Genomic DNA, 331 nt, shown 5'->3' with positions numbered 1-331 from the left:
TCGATTTCAGGTACATCATGAATTTCAGCAAGTGACTTGATAACATTTAAAGTATATCCATTATGAGGCTCCGGTGGAGGAGCAGAACTTCTCCACCCTCATTGAGTTCATCAATGCCATGGAAGTCCGTGAGGATGACGAGGAGTTCAAAAACCCCGTAGACCTGATGTTTGATGCACTGGAAGCCGAGAAGCCAAATCACTTTGCGGTGCGCCAGTATAAGAAATATAAGCTGGCCGCCGGTGATATATGCTCTAAGTGACTTCTTAATCATGAGATTGAAATTCCTGTCGTACACCTTGCCCGCTTCAACGAGGGTGTGAACCGTTCA

The 331-nt window shown here is 45.6% G+C and carries 1 pseudogene; it reads left to right on the top strand.

Annotated features, from left to right (window positions below):
- Window positions 1-52: 52 nt before the first annotated feature.
- Window positions 53-244, top strand: a pseudogene (locus LJE09_RS17575) (VirD4-like conjugal transfer protein, CD1115 family); the annotation flags it as partial.
- Between the last annotated feature and the right edge of the window lie 87 nt (window positions 245-331).

Origin of the sequence: Blautia sp. DFI.3.45 (genome assembly GCF_020593505.1) — a bacterium.
Classification (GTDB): Bacteria; Bacillota; Clostridia; order Lachnospirales; family Lachnospiraceae; genus Blautia_A; species Blautia_A wexlerae.
Note: the sequence above shows the minus strand (reverse complement) of the source record. Positions and strands in the feature narration are given on the sequence as shown.